The following is a 19,628-nucleotide window of genomic DNA, read 5'->3' on the forward strand; positions in this document are numbered from 1 at the left end:
CGGCGGGCTAGGGGAGCGCACACGGACGGTCTCCCCGTTTCACGTGAAACGGGGAGATCGAGGGGGCTTTTTAAGAGGTGACTTCCACCACTCGCCGAGGGTCATGCAATAGACTTGCGCCTATGCTTTCCCGATTCAATAAACCCGACCCTCTCATCGTCCTCATTATTCTTGCGGTCATTTTCGCGATTATTTTCCCGGCGAGCGGAACGTTTGCCGATTGGTTTTCGATAGCAGTCAAGATCGCGATCGCCCTATTGTTCTTCCTATATGGCGCGCGACTGTCCACGCATGAGGCGCTCGAAGGCTTAAAGAACTGGAAGCTGCATCTGACGATCCTCACCTTTACCTTCGTGGTCTTTCCGATCATCGGGCTCGCGCTGCGCCCGCTGGCCGGGCTGATAGGGCAGGAACTCTACCTAGGCATCCTTTACCTCACCCTAGTCCCCTCGACAGTTCAGTCGTCGGTGGCCTTCACCTCCATCGCCAAGGGCAACGTCGCCGGCGCGATCGTCTCAGCGTCGGCGAGTAACCTCGCCGGCGTCTTCCTTACTCCGCTGCTCGTGATGCTGCTCATGAGCGGATCCGTCACCGGCGACGGGGGAGTCCACATCGACACCGGGGTGTTCATCGATATCGCTGTACAGCTGCTCCTGCCCTTCATTCTCGGCCAGCTGACTCGGCGCTGGGTCGCCGGCTTCGCTGCGCGTAAGGCAACGAAGATCGTGGACCGCGGATCCATCGCGATGGTGGTGTACTCCGCGTTTTCCGCTGGCATGGTGGAAGGGATTTGGAGCACGGTCGGCGTCTGGCAGATTGTTTTCCTCATCGTCTTCTCCGCGGCCCTGGTCAGCTTCATGCTGTGGCTGAGCCGCGCGGTCAGTTCCAAGCTCGGATTCAGCCGCCCCGACGTCATCGCCATCGAGTTCTGCGGCTCCAAGAAATCCTTGGCCTCCGGCCTCCCGATGGCCGCGGTTATCTTCGGCGGCGCCAACCTCGGTCTGCTCATCTTGCCACTGATGATCTTCCATCAGGTCCAGCTCATGATCTGTTCGTGGTTAGCCGCCCGCTATGGGGCACAAAGCTCCCACTAGGAATCCACAAGGTCCCCTCCTTCACAATGAATTGAAGGAGGGGACCTTGTGCATGACCTAGGGCTGCGTGCGGGTGGTTTCACGCCAAACAGTTCGGGTGGGCAACACCACCTGCTCGCCGCCACCTCCGGCCAAAAGCCGCTCGAGCTGATCAATGGCCGCAACGCCTAGGCCAACGAAGTCCTGGCTGATGGTACTTAAGGCGGGGCTGAGGAACTTGGAGACGGGGAGGTCATCAAACCCGATCACCTCGACGTCGCCGGGAACGGAAATCCCACGCTCCGCAAGTGCGCGGATCGTACCGATGGCCATGTCATCGTTGCCCACGACGAATGCATCGGGAGTTCCCTTGCCCAAGGCCTCCGTGGCAGCCGCATAGCCATCCTCATTGGACCATCCCCAGCCAACGACCCAATCCGGCTCCAGGCCACTTTCTTCGACAGCGCTGCGATAGCCGCTTAGCCGCAAGCGGGCATCCTCGCAGCGCATATCGCCACACAGGTGGACAATGCGCTTCGCGCCTGCATCGATCAGTTTCTTCGTCGCCGCATAGACTGCCGGCTCCTGGTCAAAGGTCACCACACTGAGGTTGGCGCGTGGCTCCACCCCGGCGGCAATTGCCACCACGGGCAGGGACGTGCGCGCCAGGATCGAATCGAGGATGGAGGCCTCGGGAGCAAAGACAATGAGCCCTTTTACGTGGGAGCCCTGGAGGTAATCGAGGGCGTCTCGCAGATGCCCTGAATCGGAGCCTGCCGTGGAGTAGGCGAGGTGCTCATTGCGCTCGCGCAACGTATCTTGCAAGTGCGTGAAAATCTCGGCGATGCCATAGCGCAGATCCCCATCGACGAGGAATCCAACGACCCCTGAATCCTTGGCCGCCAGCTGCCGGGCGGCTAGGTTGACGGTATAGCGCAAATCCCGTGCCGCGGCCTCCACCTTCTCCCGAGTGTGATCGCTCACAGCCCCGGAGGAATTCAACACCCGGGAGACCGTTTGGATACTCACGCCAGCAAGCTCGGCGACATCCTTCATGGTGGCTCGCTTGGCGATTGACACGGTGGGCATCCTTTCTGAGCAACAGGTAATCCTAGCAATCATTCTAATGGGAGCGTTGCCATTTTCTGTCCTCTTGTATGCTAATACGCATGAAAGAACTGCTCTATGTTCGCACCGAAATGACCATCCCCCAGGTAGGTACCAGCATCCACATCGCGGAGCTGCAGCCAATCGACGGCTTTACCTGCGAACTCTTGCGCATCATCGAGCTTGATCCTTCTGAGACCATCCGCGGCGCGGCTACAGGCGGAAAAAGCGTGGGCATGGCGGCAACCCCCGAACAGGTGGTGCCACACCCTGACCAATACGCCGACTTCCCCGACATTACTTCCACAACCGTGCTGGCGGATGCCTTCGAAGCGCTGTGGGCCGAAGCCTTGGCCAAGTTCCCCGCATTGGGATAAGCCCAAGGCACACCCTAGGCCACCCGGGTGCGCACGGGACGAAGCTCCACTTTCATCGCATGCTCCACATGGCGGCAGGCAAGGCAGGTCCAGGTACGGTGTGGTGGCCAGTGCTCCGCATCCCAGCCAACGAGATAGGAACCTGGCCTACGCACGGCGTGGCAGTGGGGGCATAGGGGCGGTACTACTTCATATACAGCGGTCATGCAGGCAGCATAAAAAACGCCCGCGACATGACTGTTCGAATAATAAAAGCCCAGCTCAGAATATCATTCCGACCTGGGCTTCTTTATCTTTATCTGCCTCTAGTCGCCTCTTGTTACCGGCACTTGCTTGAGGCAGCGTGCCTTCATCCCATCCGAATACCTAACTATTCGCACCACCGCCGTCGACGACATAGCGCAGCGCGCCCGACGAACAGGTGTCAATCACGGCGGCGATGGCCTCCGGCGAGTTTCCCGCCGGATTGATCCACGGGCGCCGCTGGGCGGAAAAGACCTCCGAGTCGCCGCGCACGCAATTGCCGGAGTGCTGGCAGATATCGGGCTTCCAAAAAACGGTGATGCCTTCTGCCTCATAGGGCTTGTATCCTTGCTCGGTGAGTTAATGAACGGTTGCCATCCGATACCCCTTGCCTTTTATCAATCTGGTTGACAGACATCATTTTCAGCTCAGCGTACCCCCGCACCATGCCCACCGCTGGCACTATGGCTAGCGCCACCGCAACGTCCCTTCGGCCGTGCCCAGCGGCGGGGAAGCGTCGTTAAGCAGCGCTGCGCGCCTCGCGGCGGAAATCGGCGATGGTGAAGGCAAGCCCGCCGACGTAGGCGAGGAAGATTCCCCCGAACGCCGCGCTGAGGGCGATATTCCAATGCACACCCGCCTCAACCAGGCCGAAGAGGATGCTGGAGATCAACGCGGTGCCGATCGCGGTGCCCATGCGCTGCCCCAGGGAGAGCACGCCACCGGCGACGCCGGAGACCTCCGGGCGTACGGAGGCCAAAGTCAGGGTCTGGTTGGGGGAGATGACGAGGCCCGAGCCGATGCCAAAGCCCAGCAGGGAAAGGGCAAACCACCACACGCCGGCACGGCCGGACTCGACCGGATTGATAACAAGCAGCGTCGCCAGCACCGCGGTCATGGAAACGAGATACCCGCCGATGACCATCTTGCGGCCCATGTGTAGCACGTGGCGTCCGGCCCACGGGGCGGTGAAACCGGAGACTACCGAAGCCGGAACCGTCATCATGGCCGCAACCAGCGCCGTGGTGCCGAGATGGTTTTGCAGGTAAATAGGAACGATCAGCCACACGCTCGTGTTGCCGAGGAAGAAAAGCGTGACGATGAAAATCCCATTGCAAAACGCGGGTGCGCGCACGAGGTCAAGGTCGAGCATCGGCGTGTGTGAACGCTTTTTATAGGAGGCCTCCCAACGCACAAACACCACGGCGAGCACGGCACCAAACAGCCCAAAGACCCAAGGAAGGACTGCGGTGCTGCGCTGCACGAAGGGGAAGAGGATGGCAAGGATGGCCACCGGAAGCAACACCATGCCCACCGGATCGAGGTCCATCCGACGCGGCCGCGCGTTCGTTCCCGCAGCATCGGTGGTCCCCACGGCCTCCGCGACACTCGTCGCACCAAACGCCCGGTCATCGGGGATCCAGCGCGAGGCGATCGCAAGCGTAGCAAGCCCCATCGGAACGTTGATCATAAACATCATGCGCCAACCCAGCCCCTGGCCGAAGACCTGGATGAGGAAACCGCCGAGCAGCGGGCCGACGACTGTCGCGATGGCAACGGTGGTTCCGAACATGGCATAGGCACGCGCACGGGCTTGGCCGGTGAAGTTGGCCTGGATGATGCCGGTGATCTGCGGGTTAAACAGTCCCGCACCAAGCCCCTGCAGCACACGGGCGCCGATGAGGACCCCGATGCTCGGCGCGAGCGCGGATAGCAAGGAACCCAGCGTAAATAGCCCCACGCCAAGGGAGAACATGCGCCTGCGTCCGCTGACGTCGCCGATGCGCCCGGCCGCCACCAGCGGCACCCCGAAGGAGAGCGCATAGCCCGACACCACCCATTGCGTGAGGCTGTTCGAGGCGCCCAGCGAGGCGCGCATCGGCGAGAGCGCGACGTTGACCACCGAGATCGCCACCAGCGCCATAAAGACCGGTCCGAGTAGTGCCGCCATGAGCTTGCGCGAGCCGACCGGGCGCCCGTCCTCCTCAGCGCCCTGGAGGCGCTCGTAGCTGTCCACCGCTTCAGGTGAGACGGTTGGTGCAGCGTCCGCAGGTGCGTCGGGGTGCTTGCCGACGCCCACAGGCCCCACGACGTCACGCCGCATGGTGCCTTCAGCCTCGTCGTGTGCTTCAACCGCGCGGGTGCCGGCCGGGGCAGCGAATACTTGTTGGTTGTTCATTGTCAGTGTCACCTCCACCTCATGCGCAATACGTGCGCTGCATTTCTGGCTCGTATCCTTCACAGGCGTGGAGACCCACGTCGTTTCTGGATATGTCAACAAAATAGGGGGCTCTTATGTTCCCGCCACCCCCAACAATGACAGCCACACTGCCCAAGGTTTCATGGCACAAGAAAAATCCCCGGGCCTTTTCACAAGGCCAGGGGAGTGCGCAAGAGCGCGGGACTAGGCCCACACCAGGTTGACAAGAAGCATGTAGGCCGCCGTGCCGCCGAGGATGGAGATGCTCGCGTCGCGTCGCCACGCATGCAGCCCGAGGGTCGCGGCCACCGCGATCACAGCGGCGAGCAACCCGCCGGGTGCCTCGCGGCTGGAGTTGAGCGTGTAGATCACCAGCACCACCATCACCCCCACCGGCATGGTGGTGGCCAGAAGCGCCATGAGAGTCGATCCCCGCATGAAGCGCACAGCGGAAAAGGGTAATTCCCGCAGCGCGAAGGTAACGATCGCAACGGGGATCAGGACACCGACGACCGTCGATAAGCTGACCCCCTCCGGAAGGCCAGCGCCCGAGGCGAGCCACCGCTCAGCCGAGGCGGAAACCAAAGACGAGGATTCACTCATTGCCGAGCTCTCCCTCCTTCGTCGATTTCGCTTCGCGCACTTCCGCGCCGCCGGCCGCATCCTGGGCGCCGATACGCCAGGTGAGCGCCTCGTCGACACGCGGGGAAGCATTGCGGATCAACAGCACGATGAAGTACAGCGTCAGCGAAACGATCAAGATGTGCGCTGGCGCCAGGAAGGCCGTCGCAATTGCCATACCCCCCGCGATGATCGGCAAAGAGTAGTCCCGATTCGCCTTGAAGGACTCCCACGCCAGCACCACGAATAAGGCGGTCAGCGCGAACTCCATACCGCCGATGTTATCCGGCAGCGCCTGGCCGATCAGTGCCGCGATCGTGCCGGGAATTACCCAGAGCAACTGGCACAGGATCTGCACCGTCAACACCTTCGCGCCGCTGGGGTGGCGTTCCGGATCGGCGGAGACGATCGCATAGGACTCGTCGGTAAGCGCATACGTGGAATAAGCACGACCGATTCGACTGTGGATGGCGTGACGGGGAAACGTCAGGCCGTAGAAGATGTGTCGGAAGTTCACCATGAAGCCGGTGACCGCGGCCGAGATGGGCCCCACGCCGCCGGTGATCAATCCAATGGCGAGAAACTCCATCGAGCCAGCGTAGATGACTAGCGAGAAGATCGGCGCCCACCACCAGGCGAAGCCAGACTGGGTGATAAGCAGGCCGAAGGCCAGCCCCAAAGGGATCAGACCCAGGCCGACGGCCCAGGTCTGTTTGACTCCCTTGATCACCTCTTCACGTAACGATGTTTCACGTGAAACCATGCTAGTTCTCGCTTACATCGTGCGGGTAGGTGGAGTACAGGGGCAAGGGCATCGGCTGCCTGCGCATCACATCACCCCACACGTCAACACTACCGGGGGCAATAACGTCGGAGGGCAGGGCGGGGGCAACGAACCAGTCACCGCGAGCGATCTCTGCATCGAGCTGCCCCGGGGACCACTCCGCGTACCCGGCGAACATGCGCATCCCCTCAACGAGATCCTGAATCTGCTCCGGCTTGGCACGCAGGTCCACGTGAACCAGGCGGTTGGCCAGGCGGTTGAAGAAGCGGTGCGAGGAGATGTCAACGCCCGACTTCGTCACCGCAAGCCCCACCACGGCCTGCTGACTTAGCGGGCCACCGATATAAAGGGCCTGCGGCTTGGCCACCAGCGGGGCCCACTCCGGCATCACGTTGAACACCGCCACGTCGGAGCGCGAGGCGATATTCACGCCAAAAGACGTGGCTTCGTTGTGCTCCAGGAGAAGGATGACGCTGCGGGAGAAATTCTCGTCAGCGAGTCCGGGTGCTGCCACCAGGAGCATGCCCGGTGCGGGGTCGTTCTTCTCGACGGCATTAAACAGCCGATCGCCATAGAGATGTGCCATGGTCTACTCCTCCTCCGAAGACGAAAGTTCTCGATTGGTAGCCGGGGACGGCGCGGGTTCCTCGACTTGTCCGTGTTGATTAGCCCACCAGGCCTGCAGCTCGGCAATGGCGTCCTCGCGCTCGAGCGGGCCGCGCTCAAGACGCAACTCCTTCATAAACGCCCACGCCTTACCCACCTCTGGACCCGGCCGCAGGCCAAGGATGCCCATGATCTCGTTGCCGTCGAGATCGGGACGAACCTTGGCAAGGTCTTCCTTGGCCGCGATCTCGGCGATGCGTTCCTCGAGGGCATCGTAGGTGCGCTGAAGGCGGGCGGCCTTCTTCGGGTTGCGGGTCGTACAGTCCGAGCGCACCAACTTATGCAGGCGGGGGAGCAGCTCGCCCGCGTCGGTGACGTACCGGCGCACGGCCGAGTCCGTCCACTCCGCCTCGCCATAGCCGTGGAAGCGCATGTGCAAATACACCAGCTGGCTGACATCGGCAATCATCTGCTTGGAATACTTCAGCTTGCGCATGCGCTTTCGCACGAGCTTCGCACCCACCACCTCGTGATGATGGAAGGAGACATGGCCTTGCTCATTGAATTCGCGGGTGTCCGGCTTGCCGATGTCGTGCACCAGCGCCGCCCAGCGCAAGACCAGATCGGGGCCATCGTCTTCTTGGTCGATGGCCTGCTGCAGCACCTTCAGCGAGTGCGCGTAGACGTCCTTGTGCTGCTGATGCTCGTCCTGCGCCAGGCGCAGCGCCGGAATCTCCGGGTAGACGCGCTCGGCCAGCCCGGTCTCCACCAACAGGTCGATACCGCGGGAGGGATCCTTGCCCAGGATCAACTTGTCGAGCTCAACCTGAATCCGTTCGGCGGTGATGCGGTCAATCTCGGCCGCCATGTCAGTCATGGCGGCACGCACCCGATCGGTAACCTCGAAACCCAGCTGCGAGACGAACCGGGCCGCGCGCAACATGCGCAGCGGATCATCGTGGAAGCTTTGCTGCGGGGTAGCCGGGGTGTCCAGCACACCCGCGGCCAGGTCTTCGAGCCCGCCGACGGGATCGTGGAACACCATGCCACCGTCGGCCTTGATTTCCATCGCCATCGCATTGACCCGGAAGTCACGGCGGATGAGATCTCCCTCGAGGGTGTCGCCGAAGACGACCTCGGGGTTGCGCGATTGCCCATCGTAGGTATCCGCGCGGAAGGTGGTGATCTCGATGAGCTGGCCGTGCTTTTCGGCCGATACCGTGCCGTAGTCGATGCCGGTATCCCACACGACCTCGGCAAATTCCTCCAGAATCTGCTTGACGACGTCCGGTACCGCATCCGTTGTAAAGTCCAGGTCATGCCCCAACTTCTCTAGCAGTGCGTCGCGCACGGAACCGCCCACGAGGTAGAGTCTGTGCCCGCGCGCAGCAAAGGCCTCGGCGAGCGGGCGCAGGAATTCGCCAAGCTCGCCCAGGGATGCGTGGGCGCGGATCAGAATCTGTTCAGAGGAAAGTTGGGTTTGGGAATTCACCTGAAACATCCTACCTGCCGTTTTTCTTACGTCCACTAGGCACCACTGAGCTGGCCTCCCTGACCACCCGTGACATATTCCTTACTTATTAAAAGAAATCCGGCCTGGCTTCTCACGCACCCACGAAACGTCGGTGGCATCTGGCGGCAACGGGTACCAAACAGCGGCGATCGGCATCCATGATTCACACGGCACAGGCACCCGCCCTGCCACTAGCGGGACCCCAAACCCTGCCATCTTGGCCGGTTAGGCGTCGGCAAGCACATTCCCGTTGGCGCCGCGGCCGCTGGGGTTGGCGCACCGATTATGCCGGCCGCGATCGCCGCAGGCACGACAACCTGCACTCATGCCAGCCGCAGCGGCCGCGCAAACGCATGAATGCCGGAGCAAGACAGTCTTTGAATGAGGGCCAAAGTGCCCACAAACGGCGGTTCATATGTGCCCTTTGTGCCCTTAAACGATTACCATCAACGAGATGAAGGAAAACGAGAGGTCGCAGCAAGCGAATAAGCGCCGGCGCCGGAAGCGCTCGCGCTCGCGTCAGCGCGACCCTCAACAGGCAACCACGGCTCCGTCCGGATCCGCAACCACGACCAGCGCTGCCGATACCCGCCGCGGCGGAGACCAGAACCCGCAACGATCAAACAAGGCTCATTCGAAGCAGGGTGGATCGAAGCAGTCAAGCCCCAAGCAATCAGGCGGCAAGCAGTCCGGGGCACGATCGTCGGGTCGCGGCAATCAACGTGGCGGACATAGCGCCTCCAGCGCACACACCACGGGTGCCGCACCAACGACCCCGGCCAGCGCTAGGGGGCAGGCACGCCCGGCCGACTCTGCCAGCCCAGCAAGCATGGCCAAGACGCCACACGGCATCCACCCCGGCTCACCCGACGAAGGTGCCGGTGCAGCGGGCCAGTCCGGTGGTGCCGGGCGGCAGGAGCGCAAGAATGGCCGCACGAGGCGCGGCGGGCGCGATGGTCGAGACGCTCGCGATGCGCGCGAGGTGCGCGAGGCGGATACGTCGCGCGAGACACGGGAATCCGGCCGCGACGCGGTCCGCGAAAGCAGGCGTCGGCGGCGTCGACGTTCGACGCGTGGGGCGGAGCAGTCCACCGCGCGCCCGGCCGCGCGCAACCGCGGTGGCAAGAAGATTTATGCCACCAGCAAGCCCGCCTCGCGCTATGCGGCCAACAAGATGGAAACCCGGGATGAGACCTCCGCGGGTGGACTTGTGGTGTCCGGGCTGGCGGAGGCCGTCGATGAGCGCGGCAACGTGGATCTCAGCCGGGTGTATGTGGCCTTGATCGGCAGGCTCGACCGGCGCGGGCGCCTGTTGTGGTCAATGCCCAAGGGGCACGTGGAGCCCGGCGAGGACATCGCCGCCACCGCCGAACGCGAGGTGTGGGAGGAGACCGGCATCCACGGCGAGGTCTTCGCCCAGCTCGGCGTCATTGACTACTGGTTTGTCTCCGAGGGGACGCGGATCCACAAGACGGTGCATCACCACCTGTTGCGCTACGTCGATGGGGATCTCAATGACGAGGACCCAGAGGTGACTGAGGTTGCCTGGATTCCGGCGTCGGCGCTTATCGAGCACTTCGCCTATGCCGATGAGCGCAAGCTTGCCCGCATTGCCCACGACCTTTTGCCACAGTTGGCGGTGAAAGAGCACGAGGCGGGAAGGATGACCCCGCGGTGAGCCACGACTTTACGCCGAAGGCCACCACAAGGTCTTTTCCGGCAACCCGCGCCGCGCGGCTAGGTTCGGCGTTGTTAGGCACGGCGATGGCCGGCAGCGCCATCTTCGGTATCGGAATTCCTGCCCCCGCCAGCGCCGACGCCCTCCTGCAATCGCCTAACGACGACATTGCGCGCGACCGTTGGATCAACCCCAATCTTCGCGCGGAGGAGACCGACTCCGAACTGGCCATGGAGCTGACCGAGGTGCCCTCGGCGATCACGCTGGGGGATCAACTCGTGCTGGCCATGAAGGTCACCAACAACGGTGAGGACACCATCAAGGCCACCGATCTCACCATCCTTTCCCTGCACGCGGATGCCGAGGCAACGGTCACCCAAGCCCGGCGCGTGCTCACCAGCGATCCGTCCGCCTTCCCCTATCCCGCCACCGCCGACGTGGCCGGCGGACCTGGCGATCTCAGCGAACAGTCCATCCCGCCCGGGCAAAGTATCGAGCTGTCATTGACCATCCCCACCGCCGTGGGGGCTCAGGGCAGCTTTGAGCTGCAGGGACCCGGCTTTTATCCAGTCATGATCGGTGTGAGCGACGGTGTCAACCGCGTCTCCAACCGGTTCTTGCTCTCCGTCGTCGATCGTGCGTCCAGTACTGCTGACGGGAACAGTTCCGCCGACGGCCCCAGCGCCATTTCCGACACCGCCGCCGCGACCGACGGCGTGGGAGATGGTGGCGTCGATGGGGATGACGCCACCACCCAGCCAGAGCAGGCGACTTCTTTGAGCCTGGTGTACCCGCTGACCGCCAACGTGGATATCGTCGCCGGCGAAACGGGGGAGGCGCCGGAACAGGCGCCGCTGATTCTTTCGAGCGAGCAACTGGCCGCCCAGCTTCGCGAGGGCGGGCGCATCGATACCCTCGTCGATTCCTACAAAGAGGCCACCGACAAAAGCCCCCAACTGGCGCAGGCTGCCTGCCTCGCCTTGGATCCACAGCTTGTCGACGCCCTCTCACGCATGTCCCAGGGTTATTCCGTGGCTAAGGAGCGACCCAGCTCTGTTTCCCAGAAGCGTCGCCTGCGCGATTCCTGGGGTACTACCACCGAGGCGATCGATTCCACCCCGGGCACCGGCCAAGATGATGCGAAGCGAATCCTCGGCGAGCTCACCGAGATCGTTGCCGACTCCTGCGTGGTGGCCCTTCCCTGGGCTAACGCCGAGATCAATGCCGTGGCCGCCACCAATAATCAATGGCTCGTACAAGAAGCGCTGGTGCGTGGGCAATCCACGATCACTGAGATCTTGGGCGTGCGTCCGCTCGACAACGTCGTAATAACCCCGAGCGGATACGTCACAGAAAAGACCGCCCCCCAGCTGGCGTGGGCGGATTCCGCTAGTACCACGGCCGCAGGCGGCATCGATGAACTGTGGCTGCAATCGACACAGGCGCCGCAGGGTGGCCAGGGTGCAGATGCGGGCCAGCTAACGGGTGAGCAATCGGCCCAAGGTGCGGTGGAATCGAGCCTCGATGACCCCGGCGCGCAGGCTAACGCCGATACAGCGGGTGTTGCTGGCCAGTCTGGTTCCACTCCACCGACCCCGACGAGCCCGGTGCGGGTGCTGGTTTCCGACAACAGCGTGTGGGGAGTCACCGAGTCGGGGCGTTTCTCCGACCTAGGCTCCGGACTAACCGGGGTCAGCTACTCCGGGTCGCTCGTGGCCACCCTGGCCGCTACCGGTTCCAACCCCGATACCGTCGGCTATAGCAGCATGGACACCCGCATCGATCCGCGGATGGATTCCGAGGCCGCGCGCAACGCTACCGCCAACTCCGCCCTGCGCCAGTCTGTTGCCGAGTCGGGGGGCCAAGAGCCCGTGCTGGCGATGCTGCCCGCGTCGATGACCTCCGGTACCGAAATCCTCAGCACCGCCGCCAACCTGCTGGAATCCGGCGAAGCCAGCCCCTTATCCTTGGAAAGCTATCTCACCCCAACCCCGGAGCAGTCCGGCGAGTTGGCTCAGGATGCTTCATGGGCCACAGACACCGACCGCTTCGGCGCGCCTTTCGACGATCCGACCGTGGTCTCCGATACTGAGATCCTGCGCGCCCAGCAGCAGGCAGGCTACATCGACGACCTCACCGCGCTGATGATCAACGACCCACAGGTCGCACTCACACCCTATGGATTTACCAGGCCGCTTCGCCAGGACCTCCTGCGAACCTTGCGCTACACCGGACGCAACTCGATCGAGTCCTACGATGAGCGCACGAGGCAATCCAACGCCAATCTCAACCTCAACCGGGAGACTCTCACCGAGCTGCGCAGCTCGGTGGCCTTATTGCCACCGGGCAACGTCTACACCCGCATCTCGCAATCTTCCCCGCTGCTGATCGTGGCGCAAAACGGGCTGCCGCTTCCGGTGGATGCGCGCATCCGATACATCGGGCCGGACGGTTCCACGATCTATACCCCCAGCCCGCTGATCATCCCGGCGAAGGGTTCGATCACCGTGACGATGACCGCCGATTTGCCCACCGACTCCGGCCGCACCGACTTGTCGCTGTGGCTTGCCACCCCGCAGGATGCGGCCATTTCCACCCCGGTGGAGATCGGCGTGCAAACCCGCTCTGGCCTCCTGGGCACCTCCGGCACGGCGGCGATTGTGGTGCTGGGATTGCTGGCATTGATGTTCGGCCGAATCTTTTTCAAACGCCGTCGCGCCGCCGCCAGGCCAGGTGCTAGCACCGGCATGCCACGTGCGACCAGGGCTGGATCGGGGACTGCCACCGGCACCGCCACCGGACCAGTGGGCGCGCACCGCGCGGAAGGTTCCGGGCGCAGCCAGCGGTCCCAACCGCGAGGAAACCTCGGAGACGACGATCCGGAGGCCCCGGATCATCCCGACGGTCCCCAAGAACCCGGCTGATGAGCCGCCGCTTATTTTCGGCCAATAAACAAGGGCGCACCTTCTTTGGTTGCCACCACCGCGTGCGACCTAGTGGGGCGCCCTTTGCAGTCTCATCACGGCTTGGGATCCAAGCAGCTGATCCATTCCACCGATAACCCCCATTCTTTCTCCATTTCACATCCCAACCGTCCCCAGCCACGAGACAGTGTCCTAAGGCCGACTCGTGGCGCAGACAAAGGGGATGGGACTTCCACCTCGAAGGAAGGACGATTCCTCGTGAACGATCGGGTTCAACCCCCATCTCAGCCTTCGCCCGGCCGGCGCCACCGCTTCAAGCAGGCGCCCAGCCCGGCGCCAGTGCCCGACCGCGCGCCGCAGCCGGCGCAAGAAACTCATGCAACTGCAGAAGATAAGTCGCTGTTGAAGGCGACCGCGCCAGGCCGCAACCACAGTCAGCCACGTGAGAGGGCGGGCGTCGATAAGCACACGCACGCAACCGGCACGGGCACTGCCGAGCAAGGCCCTACGCCCCAGGCCGCCTTTGATACTGCCGCGCAGGCAAGCACGGCTGCAGGAACCGCCACCGGGACGGCGACGGCAACACAGGATGCTGATTCCGCCACGTCGCACGATACGAGCGATAGCGACGTCGTTCGCTCGACCGGATCGATGGCTATCGCGACGCTGATCTCGCGCCTGACCGGCTTTCTGCGCAACGTCCTCATCGTGACCACGCTAGGCCCGGCGATCTCATCGGCGTTCAACGTGGCCAACACCCTGCCTAACCTGATCACCGAGATCGTGCTCGGCGCGGTGCTCACCTCGCTGGTGGTGCCGGTGCTGGTGCGCGCAGAAAAGGAAGACCCCGACCGCGGCGAAAGATTCATCCGGCAGCTTTTCACGCTGGCCACCACGCTGCTGGGCGTCATCACCATCGTGTCTGTTATCGGCGCGCCCTGGCTGACCCGGCTCATGCTCTCCTCCGAGGGCAAAGTCAACGTGGTGCAGGCCTCCAGCTTCGCCTACCTGCTCTTGCCGCAGATCATCTTCTATGGACTGTTCGCGCTACTGATGGCCGTGCTCAACACCAAAAACGTGTTCCGCCCGGGCGCGTGGGCACCGGTAGTCAACAACATCATCGTGCTTGTCGTGCTGGTTGCCTACAAGCTCGTACCAGGCGAACTCAACCCCTCGGCGCCCTCGCCCGTCAGCGACCCTCACGTGTTGCTTTTGGGTTTGGGCACCACCTTGGGCGTGGTCGTGCAAATGCTCATCATGGTGCCACCCATCCGGCGAGCGGGAATCTCGCTCAAGCCGCTGTGGGGCATCGATGATCGCCTCAAGCAGTTCGGTGGCATGGCACTAGCCATCGTCGTCTACGTCGCCATTTCTCAGCTGGGCTATACCATCACCACCCGCATCGCCTCGGCAGCCGACGAGGCCGCCCCCAACATCTACCAGCAAGCCTGGCTGCTGCTGCAGGTGCCCTACGGCATCATCGGCGTGACCCTACTGACCGCCATCATGCCACGGCTGTCGCGCAATGCCGCCGACGGTGATGACAAGGCCGTGGTCGGCGACCTTATTCTGGGATCGAAGCTGACCTTCTTGGCCTTGATCCCGATCGTGGTGTTTTTCACCGCCTTCGGCAAACCCATCGCCACCGGGCTTTTTGCCTACGGCGCCTTCCCGGAGCACTCCGCCGGCATTCTCGGCATGACCTTGAGCTTCTCCGCGTTTACGCTGCTGCCGTATGCCATGGTGCTGCTGCACCTACGCGTGTTTTACGCCCGCGAGGACGCCTGGACGCCGACATTTATCATCGCAGGCATCACCGTCACCAAGGTCGCCTTGTCCTGGCTGGCACCGAAGGTAGCGTCCTCACCGGAGGACGTCGTGGTGCTGCTGGGCGCCGCCAATGGTTTCGGCTTCGTTGCTGGCGCCGTGATCGGCGGATTCCTGCTGCGCCGCAAGCTGGGCTCGCTCGGTACCGCCACCATCGCCCGCACCAGCGCCTGGGCCTTCGGCGCCTCTCTGATTGGCGTGGCCGTTGCCCTGGTCGTGGACTGGCTGCTGACCTTCGTTTCCCGTCCGCTCTTTGAGCACTTCGGCTCCGCCACGCATGTGATTCACCTCGTTATCGGCGGCATCGTCTTCCTGATTGTCACCGGATTATTGCTCTCGCGCTCCGGACTTGCTGAGGTCAACACCGTCGGCCAGGCCCTTACCCGCATCCCGGGCATGAGCCGCATCATCAAAGTGCAGGCCCCCGTGGCGCCCGAGGCCGCAGGCACCGGAGCCGGTCACGGTGTGGGCACCGACGCCCGCGTCAACGCCACCGCGGAAGCCCTGGCATTCGAATCCGAATTCAACGCCTCCCCGGTGCCACCGCCGATGTCGGCCGGAGTGGTGCGCGGACCGCGTCTGATCCCCGGCGCGGAGGTCTCCGACGGCCGCTTCCGTCTGCTGGCCGATCACGGTTCCGTACCGGGCGCGCGCTTCTGGCAGGCGCGGGAGAAGGCCACCGGCAGGGAAGTGGCGCTGACGTTTGTCGACACCACTGGCATGGCCCCGCAGGCCGCCGCCAGCCCCCAGGATGCCGCCTTCGAGGCCTCCGAGGTTGCCCGCCGCACGACGGCGCTGGCCAACCTGAATCTAGTGGCAGTGGCGCCGAATATTGAAACCATCCCGTATCGCACGGGTACCCTCGTCGTGGCCGATTGGGTGCCGGGGCGTTCATTGGCCTCGGTTGCCGCGATGCACCCCGATCCGCTTCCCGCCGCCGCGGCACTGGTGCCGTTAGCGCAGGCGGTCACCACCGCCTTCGATCACATGACCTTGCTGGGCCTGGATAACCGTGCCCGCATCCGGATCTCCACGCAAGGCGTTGCAACTCTTGCCTTCCCGGCTGTCTTGTCCGGCGCCACCCACAGCCGCGATCTGCAGTCCATCCGCGCGATGCTCACTCAGCTCATCCCAGACGCTGGTACAGACGAACAGGTCGCCGACCTGCTTTCCTCAAGCGCCGAGGATCTGCCCGGCAAGCTGCTTGCCCTTGCGGGGCAGTCGCCGTCCTCGCGTTCCGACGCCGCCAGCGCCGCAGCACCGGGCGTCGCCGCGCCGGCTTCCTCCACCACCGAGCCAGACCGCACGCGGGAAGAAAACGCCGACGAGGGCGATCTGGTGGGCGTCGGCAAGCGCACTAAGGCAAGCGCTGATGACCCCACTGATGCAAGCGGCGGTAGCGCAGAAGCGCCGCTGGAGGCCCTCGCGATTTCCGAGGAATCCACCCCGCGCCCGCAGCACCGTCCCGGCTTCGGCTCCAAGGGCTACTCGCGCGGTGCCGTGGGCCTTCTAGGGGCCGCCGCGGTCATCATCGTGATCATCGCCGCCGCGATCACCGCCTACCTCGTCAGCATCTTCGGCGCCAAGGATCCGGCCACCCCGCTCAACTCCGAGTCGATCACCGGCGACACCTCTGCTGCCGCAGCCCCGCAGATCGTCTATCCCGTGGCCTCGATTGCGATGATCGGCACCGCCGACCAACAGGCCACGGCCACCGTCGACAAGGATCCCACCACGTCCTGGCCGATCAGCGACCAGGCCTCCCTCGTGCTGACTTCGAACACCCCAGGCCGACTGGAGGCGGTGGTCATCTCCACGACCACGGACTCCGCGTTCAGTCTCAAGGTCTACGGACTACCGGCACATACCGCTCAAAGCGCGCAGGCCACCACCGACACGGCCGAAGTGCTTGACCAGACAGCACCCAGCGTGCCCACTAGCGTTGCCACCAGCGATATCTCCTCCTTGAAGGATCTGCCGCTGCTTGCCGACAAGCAGCTCAACTCACTGCAGTCCACCGTCTCGCTTGGCGGACAACACAACCTAGCCGGTGTGGTGCTCGTCATCGACAACGCCGACACCTCAGTCAGCAACGCCATCTCGGAAATCACGCTGGTTGGTAGCTAAAAGCGCACGACGATCCGCGCGGCGTTGGGACTCGTTGCTGGTGAAACATCAACGAGCCAGGTAAGTGACTGGATTCAGTCGCTTGACTGCTACCGGAAAGGATTGCTCGCCGGGGATTGCATGCCACATGCAGTCCCCGGTTTTTTGCTGCCTGCATCACTTTCCGGCACGGTCCTTGTGGGTAGTGACCGTGGGAGCGGATTCTTAACAATCGCTTACAGCCGGTGCCGTGGCAGGCTACAAATCTGAATACATGCTTTGTCATTCGTTTCCTTCGCGCGCATCGATGAACAGATAGACGGCTCATGCCAGGAACAAGGTTGTCAACTTTAGTTGACAACGAGGGCCCAAAGATCCGCCTATTTTCGAGTTCATACCCCGCGGGCATGCTCGAGCAGGCGCCACCCACGTCAGCCTGGTGACCGGCGGGTGGGTGCCACCCGCGCCCCGCACACTCAATACCGCACAGGAGCCGCATATCCGTACCTAGCCGTCGTGCCGTTGTGACAAGCATTCGGCGCAAGACACCGAAATGAAGAGCACCATGAGCCAAACCAGCAACCAACGGGCACCGTTTTCCACTGCCTGTACGCAGCCACCACCGCCAGGCAGGGTGATCACCCCGGCGTTCACGACCAAGCCCACGGAGTACCTATCCAAGCTTGGAAATACTGTTATCACCACGCCGGATGACGTACTCATCCAGCAATTCCTCGCGGGAGATCACTACTCCTTCAATGACCTCGTCGCCAAGCATTACCGCCGCGTGTGGTTTATTGCCAAACGCTATACCGACACACTCGAAGAGGCCTCGGATGTCCTTCATGATGGACTGCTGAAGGCCTACCATAAGATCCACCTGTTCCAAGGAAACTCCAGCTTCGGAACGTGGCTACACAGGCTCGTGGTCAACAACGCCCACGATCTCTACAACAAGCGTCGCAACCATGACACCAACGTCACCATCAACAACGCTGAGGCCACCCCGCACATTGACCGGGCACTCAGCCACGACCCGACCCCAGACCTCAACCTGTCCATAGCGATTCGAATGGCACTCAATGGCCTCAGCTGCGACCATCGTAACGCCATCATGCTGGTTGACTTCCTCGACTATGACCTCGACCGCGCGGCGGAACAGTTGGGGGTCAAGGAAGGAACGATCAAATCCAGGCGGGCACGTGCACGCCAACAGCTGCGCACCCAACTGAGCGAGGAGGCCGAGGAGGCATTCAAGGACACGCCATCTGACTAACTCACATACTTTCAATTATGGCTGCCTCCAGCCCGTTGCTGGAGGCTTCTCACACCTGCGTTATCCATCAGCGTCGGCTGTCCGCGGCGATCAGGCAGTGGCCTTCTAAGGCCATCCTCGTACTGTTTCGACAAGGGAGTCGGCGCTGCCTTGTTGCTTCGGGCGTCATCGCTGGCAGTGGGAAAACATGCCGCCAGGGGCGGGGAGAGGGAATTAAACTCCCACATTCGCCGTTGCTTGACTAAGAGTTACACCCCTGCGGCCACTAGACTAAAGGCCGCAGACTGGCCTTTCTACAAGGAAGGGCTACACACACCGTGAGGAAGGTTGAACCACCTATGTCCGAGGCTCCAGCGATCCACGACGTTGCCATCATCGGCTCTGGCCCCGCAGGCTACACCGCAGCACTGTACGCAGCACGCGCCGAGCTTAAGCCCATCGTCTTTGAAGGCATCGAATTCGGCGGATCCCTGATGACCACGACCGAGGTCGAAAACTTCCCCGGTTTCCCCGAGGGCATCATGGGTCCGGATCTGATGGACAAGATGCGTGCCCAGGCCGAGCGTTTCGGTGCCGACCTGCGCATGGAGTTGGTCACCAAGGTTGAGCTCGAAGGTGACATCAAGAAGATCTGGGTCGATGACGCCGAGTATCAGGCACGCGCGGTCATCCTGGCCACCGGTTCCGCACCGCGCTACATCGGCGCACCGGGTGAGCAGGATCTTCTGGGTCGCGGCGTGTCCGCGTGCGCGACCTGCGACGGCTTCTTCTTCAAGGGACATGACATCGCCGTCGTCGGCGGCGGTGACTCCGCGATGGAGGAGGCCATCTTCCTTACCAAGTTCGCTAACTCCGTGACCATCATTCACCGCCGCGAGGAGTTCCGCGCCTCCGCGATCATGTTGGCCCGCGCCAAGGAAAATGACAAGATCCGCTTCCTGACCAACAAGACGGTTTCCAAAGTCTTGGGCGAGAGCACCGTCGCTGGCCTCGAGCTGACCGACACCGTCACCGGCGAGACCTCCACCCTGGATGTGACCGCGATGTTCACCGCCATCGGTCACGATCCGCGTTCGGAAATGTTCAAAGACCAGATCGCCGTTGACGAGGCAGGCTACGTCATCGTCGAACAGCCATCCACCAAGACCTCTCTGCCGGGTGTATTCGCCATCGGCGACTTGGTTGACAACCACTACCAGCAGGCCATCACCGCCGCCGGTTCCGGCTGCCGTGGCGCCATCGACGCGGAGCACTACCTCGCAGAACTGGCCTAGCCCACGACTTGGTGGTCTA

General features: G+C 63.0%; 15 protein-coding genes. 7 read left to right on the plus strand and 8 right to left on the minus strand.

Annotation, left to right across the window (positions count from 1 at the left end):
- The first annotated feature begins 122 nt into the window (after positions 1–122).
- Positions 123–1,094 carry a bile acid:sodium symporter family protein gene (locus PAB09_RS13085; protein ID WP_271034066.1) on the plus strand — a complete coding sequence of 324 codons (972 nt, stop codon included), beginning with the start codon at positions 123–125 and terminating at the stop codon, positions 1,092–1,094.
- Between the two features lie 57 nt (positions 1,095–1,151).
- Here PAB09_RS13085 and PAB09_RS13090 read toward each other — a convergent pair whose 3' ends face one another.
- A complete protein-coding gene (locus tag PAB09_RS13090; protein ID WP_271034067.1) occupies positions 1,152–2,153 on the minus strand; it encodes a LacI family DNA-binding transcriptional regulator in 1,002 nt (333 codons plus the stop codon).
- A gap of 89 nt (positions 2,154–2,242) precedes the next feature.
- Between PAB09_RS13090 and PAB09_RS13095 the strand changes: the two genes are divergently transcribed.
- Positions 2,243–2,557 (plus strand): hypothetical protein, encoded by a 315-nt coding sequence (locus PAB09_RS13095; RefSeq protein ID WP_271034068.1) that lies wholly within the window; start codon positions 2,243–2,245, stop codon positions 2,555–2,557.
- 14 nt (positions 2,558–2,571) lie between these two features.
- On the opposite strand, the gene PAB09_RS13100 is transcribed toward PAB09_RS13095, so the two are convergent.
- From PAB09_RS13100 to PAB09_RS13130, 7 genes are all read right to left on the minus strand, one after another.
- Positions 2,572–2,763: a hypothetical protein gene (locus tag PAB09_RS13100; protein ID WP_271034069.1), complete on the minus strand. Its 192-nt coding sequence runs from the start codon at positions 2,761–2,763 to the stop codon at positions 2,572–2,574.
- A gap of 160 nt (positions 2,764–2,923) precedes the next feature.
- Positions 2,924–3,121, minus strand: coding sequence for a (4Fe-4S)-binding protein (locus tag PAB09_RS13105; protein ID WP_333780201.1), 198 nt, complete (start codon positions 3,119–3,121; stop codon positions 2,924–2,926).
- Between the two features lie 199 nt (positions 3,122–3,320).
- Complete coding sequence (locus PAB09_RS13110) at positions 3,321–4,979, minus strand: MFS transporter (protein WP_271034070.1); 1,659 nt, start codon at positions 4,977–4,979, stop codon at positions 3,321–3,323.
- A 225-nt stretch (positions 4,980–5,204) separates the two neighbouring features.
- A complete protein-coding gene (locus PAB09_RS13115; RefSeq protein ID WP_271034071.1) occupies positions 5,205–5,603 on the minus strand; it encodes a branched-chain amino acid transporter permease in 399 nt (132 codons plus the stop codon).
- Entirely contained in the window at positions 5,596–6,384 is a 789-nt protein-coding gene (locus PAB09_RS13120; protein ID WP_271034072.1) for an AzlC family ABC transporter permease, read from the minus strand. Before PAB09_RS13120 ends, PAB09_RS13115 begins: the two co-directional genes overlap by 8 nt.
- Position 6,385: 1 nt before the next feature.
- Positions 6,386–6,991 (minus strand): YqgE/AlgH family protein, encoded by a 606-nt coding sequence (locus tag PAB09_RS13125; RefSeq protein WP_271034073.1) that lies wholly within the window; start codon positions 6,989–6,991, stop codon positions 6,386–6,388.
- A gap of 3 nt (positions 6,992–6,994) precedes the next feature.
- Positions 6,995–8,503, minus strand: a complete 1,509-nt coding sequence (locus tag PAB09_RS13130; protein WP_333780173.1) for a CCA tRNA nucleotidyltransferase — start codon at positions 8,501–8,503, stop codon at positions 6,995–6,997.
- Between the two features lie 850 nt (positions 8,504–9,353).
- On the opposite strand from PAB09_RS13130, the gene PAB09_RS13135 reads away from it, so the two are divergent.
- From PAB09_RS13135 to trxB, 5 genes are all read left to right on the plus strand, one after another.
- Entirely contained in the window at positions 9,354–10,202 is an 849-nt protein-coding gene (locus PAB09_RS13135; protein WP_271035404.1) for an NUDIX hydrolase, read from the plus strand.
- The gene (locus PAB09_RS13140) at positions 10,199–13,126 is read left to right on the plus strand and encodes a hypothetical protein (RefSeq protein WP_271034075.1); all 2,928 of its coding nucleotides are present in this window, start codon (positions 10,199–10,201) and stop codon (positions 13,124–13,126) included. The genes PAB09_RS13135 and PAB09_RS13140 overlap by 4 nt, the downstream gene beginning before the upstream one ends.
- A gap of 258 nt (positions 13,127–13,384) precedes the next feature.
- Entirely contained in the window at positions 13,385–17,080 is a 3,696-nt protein-coding gene (gene murJ, locus PAB09_RS13145; RefSeq protein ID WP_442873678.1) for a murein biosynthesis integral membrane protein MurJ, read from the plus strand.
- A gap of 544 nt (positions 17,081–17,624) precedes the next feature.
- Entirely contained in the window at positions 17,625–18,335 is a 711-nt protein-coding gene (locus PAB09_RS13150; protein WP_271034076.1) for a sigma-70 family RNA polymerase sigma factor, read from the plus strand.
- A 338-nt stretch (positions 18,336–18,673) separates the two neighbouring features.
- Complete coding sequence (gene trxB / locus PAB09_RS13155) at positions 18,674–19,609, plus strand: thioredoxin-disulfide reductase (protein WP_271034077.1); 936 nt, start codon at positions 18,674–18,676, stop codon at positions 19,607–19,609.
- Positions 19,610–19,628 lie beyond the last annotated feature (19 nt).

Origin of the sequence: Corynebacterium sp. SCR221107, from assembly GCF_027886475.1 — a bacterium.
In the GTDB taxonomy this organism is placed as follows: Bacteria; Actinomycetota; Actinomycetes; order Mycobacteriales; family Mycobacteriaceae; genus Corynebacterium.

Excerpts from the sequence above, each read along its gene's own strand:
- PAB09_RS13135 (WP_271035404.1), top strand. The coding sequence starts at position 9,354 with ATGGCCAAGACGCCACACGGCATCCACCCCGGCTCACCCGACGAAGGT.
- PAB09_RS13085 (WP_271034066.1), top strand. The coding sequence starts at position 123 with ATGCTTTCCCGATTCAATAAACCCGACCCTCTCATCGTCCTCATTATT.
- trxB (WP_271034077.1), top strand. The coding sequence starts at position 18,674 with ATGTCCGAGGCTCCAGCGATCCACGACGTTGCCATCATCGGCTCTGGC.
- PAB09_RS13150 (WP_271034076.1), top strand. The coding sequence starts at position 17,625 with ATGAGCCAAACCAGCAACCAACGGGCACCGTTTTCCACTGCCTGTACG.
- PAB09_RS13115 (WP_271034071.1), bottom strand. The coding sequence starts at position 5,603 with ATGAGTGAATCCTCGTCTTTGGTTTCCGCCTCGGCTGAGCGGTGGCTC.
- PAB09_RS13100 (WP_271034069.1), bottom strand. The coding sequence starts at position 2,763 with ATGACCGCTGTATATGAAGTAGTACCGCCCCTATGCCCCCACTGCCAC.
- PAB09_RS13120 (WP_271034072.1), bottom strand. The coding sequence starts at position 6,384 with ATGGTTTCACGTGAAACATCGTTACGTGAAGAGGTGATCAAGGGAGTC.
- PAB09_RS13125 (WP_271034073.1), bottom strand. The coding sequence starts at position 6,991 with ATGGCACATCTCTATGGCGATCGGCTGTTTAATGCCGTCGAGAAGAAC.
- PAB09_RS13095 (WP_271034068.1), top strand. The coding sequence starts at position 2,243 with ATGAAAGAACTGCTCTATGTTCGCACCGAAATGACCATCCCCCAGGTA.
- PAB09_RS13110 (WP_271034070.1), bottom strand. The coding sequence starts at position 4,979 with ATGAACAACCAACAAGTATTCGCTGCCCCGGCCGGCACCCGCGCGGTT.